The organism is Johannesbaptistia floridana, from assembly GCF_057440575.1.
In genome coordinates, this window is the sequence record NZ_JALKVM010000353.1 from 1 (window position 1) to 6,813 (window position 6,813).

Genomic DNA, 6,813 nt, shown 5'->3' on the forward strand with positions numbered 1-6,813 from the left:
CAAGACTTCAAGACTTCAAGACTTCAAGACTTCAAGACTTCAAGACTTCAAGACTCAACCCCCACCAGTAAATGAGTGATAAAGATGCAATATCTGAGTTAAGTAACCTCAAGAATTAGGGCGCAAACAAGAGCGCCTCTACATAATTTTTCTGGTAGAGTCACAAATGGCGATCGCCAATAAATCATTGCTACTGTCTATCTTTACCTGGAATCTTAACTACTTTTCCTTGCTGATGCAGGGATAAATCTAAACAACTCAGAATAGAAACTAACTCAGTAGCTAACTCTCCTGAACTAGAGTCTACAATAGAACTATCTAAACTACTTAAAAAGCGATCGCACACTTGTTGTAGAGGTTCTACTTTTGCTACACTCAACTTTTCCCTAACTTGTCCTGTAGGAATAAATTTCCCCTCTTCTTGATAAAAATATCCCTGTTGCTTAACTAATTGTTCTGAAGTTGCCAATTCATCGAAAATCAGACTCCCCTGGTTACCTACCACAGATAAACGTCTTTGCTTATCAGGATTTAGCCAACACAAATGAATCACTGCTTCAAATCCCGAAGGGTATGTTAAAGTTAACCAAATCAAGTCAGCTTGTGGAGATTGTAACCAAACTTTCCCCTCTGCTTTTACCTGAATAGGAATTTCTCCTAACCAATAATTAAAAATCGCTAAATCATGAATAGCTAAATCCCATAAAGCGTTGACATCTTGACGTACAGGTCCTAAATGGGTGCGACTAGCATAACCATATCGTAATTCCCCCAATTCTGCTGTATCTAATACTTGTTTACCTCGTTGAATTGCTGGATGAAATAAATAAGTATGATCTACAAGTAACTGTTTTTGTTGTTGCAAAGCTAAATAAGTTAACTCTCTACACTCTTGCGGGTCAAGAGTCAGAGGTTTTTCTGCTAGAACATGATAACCCAACTCCAGGGAATCTTTAATTAAATCATAATGGGTAGTAGCTGGAGTAGCCACTACCACCCCATCAATTCCTGGATGTAGGCGTACTTTTTGCCAATCTGTGGCCATTATCACCTTCTGAGGATTGAGATTAAATTTAGCTTGACATTCAGCTAATCTAGCAGAAGAATGGTCAACAATGGCTACTATGTTGCTGTGAGGATGTTCTAACAAGTTGCGCAGTAGATTAATTCCCCAACGTCCGACACCAATTAGAACTATTCCTTTTTTTGTAATCACTGTTTTTTAAATCACTCTTTTTGTTGTACAACCACACTAAAAAAAGCATCTTTAGCTGCTGCTTGTTCTGCTGCTTTTTTCGTTCTGCCTCTTCCTTGTCCTAATTGTTGGTCTTTTAAGCACACTTGTGCAATAAATCTTTCTGTATGATTTTTAATATCTTTGTTTTCTGTCACCCTGTATTTGGGTAATAATTTATATTCTGACTGAGTCCATTCTTGAAGGGCATCTTTATAGTTTTGACGTGCGGGACAAGCTAAAACCTCATTTGCTTTTGCTATTAAAATAGGGTCTAACCAAGGTCTAACTAAACTCATATCGCGAGTACTTAGATATAGTGCCCCTAAAATAGCTTCAAAAGTATCTGCTAATAAAGAAGTTTTAGCCCCATGATTATGATTAATACTAACTGCCGTCAATATGTAGTTTTCTATTCCGTAACTTTCGGCAATTTCTGCCAAATGTTGGTCGCTCACCAGAACAGAACGCACGGCACCGTAATCCCCTACTGGTGCTGCTGAATAATTTTCTAGCAATATTTCCGCTGCTGTTAATCTCACTACTGAATCTCCCACAAATTCTAATTTTTGATAATTAGCTGTTTGAGAAATACTAGAATGAGTTAAAGCTAGATCTATCAATGATATATCTACTTGTGTAATATCTACTAAACCTAGTTTATGTAATAATGTCTCTAACTGTTTCTTACGACGCGGATCTTCCACTGGAATTACTAGTCAACTTTACTTGTGGCTATTTTTTTTTAAGAGTAGAAACGTAAGCCGGGTTCTGTTCCCTTAACTTAAGTTAAGAGGGCAGTTATCTATCTGGGAAATTTGTTACCAAATTCCTCTAGCGGTTCTCCTAAAGCGGAAACGGGGAAAAAACCAACCTTTGTTTCCTTCGACCTTGCACCCAACCGGGGTTTACCGAGCCAGTACCTCTCGATACTGCTGGTGGGCTCTTACCCCACCTTTGCACCCTTACCTCTGTAATAGAGGCGGTATTTTTCTGTGGCACTATCCTCACGGTCACCCGCACTGGGCGTTACCCAGCAAGTTTGGTTTTTCGGGAGCCCGGACTTTCCTCGAACTCACTTTTTTAAAATTATGTGAATCCGCAACCACCTCGTCTACTCTCAACTATTACTTTAGCAAAAATATGGCGATTAAAGCAAAAAAATAGGAAAATTAAGTTAGGTAATATATGTACATTTTACAAAACTCAATAATTGTCATGACTAGAAATTCTGAAATTAGCCGTTTTATACCTAGTAGTGTTGAAAAAGTAGTCACATCTCTTCAAAGAGTGGGAATGATTGGCTTTTGGTCACAAATTGTTCTAGGAGTAATTGCGGCAGTAACTTTGTTATTTAGTATTCCCAGTTTATTAGGAACTCAACAAAACACTCCAGGAACTGGTTTCGGGATCTTGTGTGCTGGTTGTGGTATAATTTTCTTGGTTGCTTCGATTATTTTCTTTTATCGCTATGGTAAAATATCTCGCAAAATTGCCAATCCCGATCCTACTCTGCGGCCGAAAAAATCTGATACAATTAGAATCATTAGAATTGGTTTAATGATTAATTTAGCGGGTATGTTGTTAGTAACAGTGGGAGCACAGGCTTTAGTTGGTCTTGTTTTAGCTAAATCTCTTAATCGTCCTCAATTAGCGATAGGTTCTGATCCTCAAGAGTTTGTGAATTCTATTGATTTATTGATTATTCAGGCTAATACTAATACAATCACAGCTCATTTAAGTGGTATTATAAGTGGATTGTGGTTGCTTAATCGTGTTGCTCGCTAATTTATTTGACAAATGCAAAGAACTCGTTTAGACTCTTTAGTTAGTAATCTTTCTCTGGCTTTTCAGAATTTTTTTGCTAATCCTTGGCGCAGTGTTTCCCTAATTTTGATTAGTATTTTGTTCGGTTTTTTTATGGGTTTAGCAATTAATAGTACTGCCGGACAAGCTGCTTGGTGGGATGTACCTGGGGCAGGATTAATTTTACTATTTACTGAAATAGTTAGTCGCTGGGTTTATCTGAAAAAAAATCGCTCTCTTTGGGTTAATGCGATTAATGTGTTTAAAATTGGTGTTATTTATAGCTTCTTTCTTCAAGCTTTTATGCTGGGTTCTTAATATTGCCTAGCTAAAACTTAGATACAGTGTTATCAAGAGGTAAGTTATGAGGAGGTGGAGTTTGAGTCTCCCCGGGCGATTTTGCAGCAGTTGATTTGTCTAGAAGAGAAAATAAGAGAAGATTTACAGGCGTTGGAGGTGATGTTGGGGTGAATAAATATCTTTTATTAGGTGATTTATGCGAGATTAAAAGTGGTGGAACACCTTCACGAAAAAATGCTGATAATTATGGTGGAAAGATTCCATGGGCTAAAATTTCGGATATAGAAGCATGTAATGGCACTCTGGTTTTAACAGAAGAAACAATTACAGAAAAAGGTTTAAAAGCAATTGGTAATCGAGTTTTCCAAAAAGGAACTTTGCTTTTTGCTATGTATGGTTCGGTTGGCAAAATGGCTTTTGCAGGAAGAGATTTAAGTACTAACCAAGCTATTTTGGGAATAGAAGTTAAAGATACTCAAAAACTATTTAATCGCTACATATATTATTGGTTGCTTTCTCAAAAAAAGCGACTTTTATTTCAAGCTCAAGGTGTTACACAAAAGAATTTATCAGCTACATTGGTGAGAAACTTGGAAATACCCCTACCCCCCCTAGAAGCACAAAAACGCCTGGCAGCAATACTAGATAAAGCTGATGAAATACGAGGCAAGCGTCAGAAGGCAATAAAGTTAACGGAGAAGTTAGTGCGATCGCTCTTTTTGGAGATGTTTGGCGATCCTGTTACTAATCCTAAGGGGTGGGAAAAAGATTTACTAGGAAATTTAGGCACTTTAAATAGAGGAAAATCTAAACATCGTCCTCGCAATGCTCCTTGTTTACTGAATGGAAAATACCCATTAATTCAAACAGGAGATATAGCTAACTGTAAAGGAATCATTGAAACTTATACTCAAACATATTCAGAGAAAGGCTTGGCACAAAGTAAAATGTGGGAGGCTGGAACGCTTTGTATCACTATAGCTGCAAATATCGCTCAAACTGGAATACTAGGTTTCGATGCTTGTTTTCCTGATAGTGTTGTTGGTTTTCAACCGAATGAAAGAGTTACAAATGAATATATTCAAGGATCGTTTAATTTTTTACAACCGATTTTAGAAGATCTCGCTCCACAATCTACCCAAAAAAATATTAATCTTAAAATACTTAGCAAATTAGATTTACCAGTGCCACCTTATCACCTACAACAAAAATTTTCTCAATTGATTCAGCAGATGAGAAAAAATGCTAGAAAAAATGACCAAAGTAAAATATTTATCAATAACCTCTTCAACTCTCTACTACAAAAAGCCTTTCGAGGCGAACTATGAAAGCAGTAGGTTGGGTTAAACAAAGTGCAACCCAACATATAACAGTTGGAGACTTATACAGGGGGAATTCGCACCAGTAGTTTGGGCTGAAGAAGTTCTGGAACTTTGGCAGGTAAAATATAGCCATCCTCACTAGCAATATACAGTTCAGCAAATTGTAGCAAAGCAGAGCAACTAGTTGAGGGGGATAAATCAACAAAATGATAAGTATATTTACCAGGACATAAAAAAGTAGCAGCACAAGGGCGATCGCAAGTCCATAAACATCCGCTTGCTTGAATATTTAATTGGGATTGAGGGAGATAATTAGTGGTTAATTCTCTAAACAATTCCACTCCCAATTTACTGTATTTAGCCCCACAGCAGATTGCACCTTCTCCTGCTCCAAAACCAGAACCAAAGCCAGTTATCACCGCTCCTACTCCCTCGCCTTCTCAAGAGAGTACTGCCGTTAACCAGAACCAAGATACGATTAAACCTCAGACAGAAACAACAGAGGCGCCAATAGTTGGGACTAATTCTGCTCCTAAGCCCTCTAATCCTCAACAAAGCTCTCCAGGTATTAGTTGTGTGAGTGCTTGTCAACCATCTTATCCTTCTGTACTCAATGGAGCAGAAGGCAATGCGGCAGGAGAAATTGTAGTAAATGAAAATGGTAATGTAGTCAGTGTGACTTTAGTTAGAGGTTTAAACCCAGAATTCATGGTTTATTGTTGGGTAATGCTTTGAGTGAATTAAGTGGTGCTTTTTTAGGTTTAAGCCAAACTCTTGGTGTTTGGTTGTTGTCGGGATTTTTTACTGCCTTCTTTTCTCCTTTGGTAGGAAGTTCTAATCAGGCGATTTGGCTTGCTAAGGTTGAACCTGCAATTCAAGGGAGAGTTTTCGCCTCTCGCTATATTATCGCTCAACTAATGTCTCCTATTGCTTATGCTATTGCAGGTCCTCTGGCTGATTCTTTTTTTGAGCCGGGTTTACAATCAGATGGTATCTTAGTTAATCTTTGGGGAGGAATCTTCGGCATTGGCGAAGGTGCTGGGATGGCTATGCAGTATACTATTTTTTCTTTAGCTAATGTATTGATTTCTTTTATTGCCTATCGTATACCTTTACTGAGAGATGGAGAATCTGTGCTCCCAGATGCTCAAAGTTAACATTTAAATAGGGTACGGGTGAAAAAGTAAGTTTTGGTGAAGAGAAAGGCAGCTTTGCACCGAGGCAGGAGGCAGGAGGTAATAATGATTTATGAATTTTTGAGTAGTCAAAGAAAAAAATGCACTCTTTCTAGCATAATATATCAAAAAACCTTGCATTTTTTATGATAAAAATGGGCTCAAACCTTTATCAAGTCACAGTTTTAGATTTATTCAGCAAGCCCTAAATAAGAGAAAAATTTAGTTATTGAAGAACATATTATTTCAGCAATTTAATATTAATAATTGATTTAGGATTCAAAGCTGAGTGAGCTGATTAATTTTGATAATGTTGGTGCCCTAATTCTCTTAGTTGGCGTTCTGGGATTTCTCCAAAATGGTATCCCATGGGGGACAACTTTTTTTCTATGCGACCAGCTTTTAATTCTCGATATAGCTGTGTTTTCGATAGCGGAAATTCTGTCAGCATACATTGCCGCATAGAGCGATAACCCAAGGCTCGCCATCCTTCTCTATAATCCAACTCTATCAGTAATTGACGGATTGTATTTACATGGGACTTAATTTCTCTAATACATTGATTTGCTTCTTGAACATCCATCAATTTTTTTGTCTGTACAATGGCTTGTTGCTTATTCATAAACTATTAACGAATTTGGAAAATAATGTCTAAATATTAACACAGCATTACGAATAATCCCTAAATATTTTTTTTGATATCCAAAAATGTTAATATATTATGGATAAAGGTATTAATATAAAAAAACTGCAAATGTCTAATCCCAATCCAAAACTGGAAAATTTGGCACTAGGCAGAGGAAAAAAGCCGAAGCTAAACAATTTAACGGTGGCAATGCGAATGTCTCCCAACACAAAGCAAATTCTCAAAGATATTGCTTCTCAGTATGGTTGTTTTCATGGAAATGAGCCTTGGATTGCAGGGCTAAATACAGTTGAAAAATATTTACTCATTACTGCTAAAACTTGCTCATTT

9 protein-coding genes, 1 other RNA gene and 1 pseudogene are annotated in these 6,813 nt (G+C 37.3%); 6 read left to right on the top strand and 5 right to left on the bottom strand.

Annotation, left to right across the window (positions count from 1 at the left end; translation table 11 throughout):
• Positions 1-190: 190 nt before the first annotated feature.
• From MW688_RS19510 to rnpB, 3 genes are all read right to left on the bottom strand, one after another.
• Positions 191-1,216, bottom strand: coding sequence for a Gfo/Idh/MocA family protein (locus MW688_RS19510; protein WP_486737684.1), 1,026 nt, complete (start codon positions 1,214-1,216; stop codon positions 191-193).
• An 11-nt stretch (positions 1,217-1,227) separates the two neighbouring features.
• Positions 1,228-1,941 carry a ribonuclease III gene (rnc, locus tag MW688_RS19515; RefSeq protein ID WP_486737685.1) on the bottom strand — a complete coding sequence of 238 codons (714 nt, stop codon included), beginning with the start codon at positions 1,939-1,941 and terminating at the stop codon, positions 1,228-1,230.
• A gap of 37 nt (positions 1,942-1,978) precedes the next feature.
• Positions 1,979-2,355, bottom strand: an RNA gene (rnpB, locus tag MW688_RS19520) — RNase P RNA component class A.
• A gap of 97 nt (positions 2,356-2,452) precedes the next feature.
• Between rnpB and MW688_RS19525 the strand changes: the two genes are divergently transcribed.
• The 3 genes from MW688_RS19525 (at position 2,453) to MW688_RS19535 (ending at position 4,668) form a co-directional block, all read left to right on the top strand.
• Positions 2,453-3,022 carry a DUF3611 family protein gene (locus MW688_RS19525; RefSeq protein WP_486737686.1) on the top strand — a complete coding sequence of 190 codons (570 nt, stop codon included), beginning with the start codon at positions 2,453-2,455 and terminating at the stop codon, positions 3,020-3,022.
• A gap of 12 nt (positions 3,023-3,034) precedes the next feature.
• A complete protein-coding gene (locus tag MW688_RS19530; protein ID WP_486737687.1) occupies positions 3,035-3,358 on the top strand; it encodes a DUF565 domain-containing protein in 324 nt (107 codons plus the stop codon).
• A gap of 149 nt (positions 3,359-3,507) precedes the next feature.
• On the top strand, positions 3,508-4,668 hold the full coding sequence (locus tag MW688_RS19535; protein WP_486737688.1) for a restriction endonuclease subunit S: 1,161 nt from the start codon (positions 3,508-3,510) through the stop codon (positions 4,666-4,668).
• Between the two features lie 53 nt (positions 4,669-4,721).
• Here the strand turns inward: MW688_RS19535 and MW688_RS19540 are convergent, their stop codons facing one another.
• Complete coding sequence (locus MW688_RS19540; protein WP_486737689.1) at positions 4,722-5,003, bottom strand: DUF1636 domain-containing protein; 282 nt, start codon at positions 5,001-5,003, stop codon at positions 4,722-4,724.
• On the opposite strand from MW688_RS19540, the gene MW688_RS19545 reads away from it, so the two are divergent.
• Entirely contained in the window at positions 4,978-5,397 is a 420-nt protein-coding gene (locus tag MW688_RS19545; RefSeq protein ID WP_486737690.1) for a hypothetical protein, read from the top strand. The genes MW688_RS19540 and MW688_RS19545 overlap by 26 nt on opposite strands.
• Positions 5,394-5,819 (top strand): hypothetical protein, encoded by a 426-nt coding sequence (locus MW688_RS19550; protein ID WP_486737691.1) that lies wholly within the window; start codon positions 5,394-5,396, stop codon positions 5,817-5,819. The genes MW688_RS19545 and MW688_RS19550 overlap by 4 nt, the downstream gene beginning before the upstream one ends.
• A 316-nt stretch (positions 5,820-6,135) precedes the next feature.
• On the opposite strand, the gene MW688_RS19555 is transcribed toward MW688_RS19550, so the two are convergent.
• Positions 6,136-6,459, bottom strand: a complete 324-nt coding sequence (locus MW688_RS19555) for a hypothetical protein (protein ID WP_486737692.1) — start codon at positions 6,457-6,459, stop codon at positions 6,136-6,138.
• 99 nt (positions 6,460-6,558) lie between these two features.
• On the opposite strand from MW688_RS19555, the pseudogene MW688_RS19560 reads away from it, so the two are divergent.
• Positions 6,559-6,813 (top strand): annotated as a pseudogene (locus MW688_RS19560) (hypothetical protein); the annotation flags it as partial.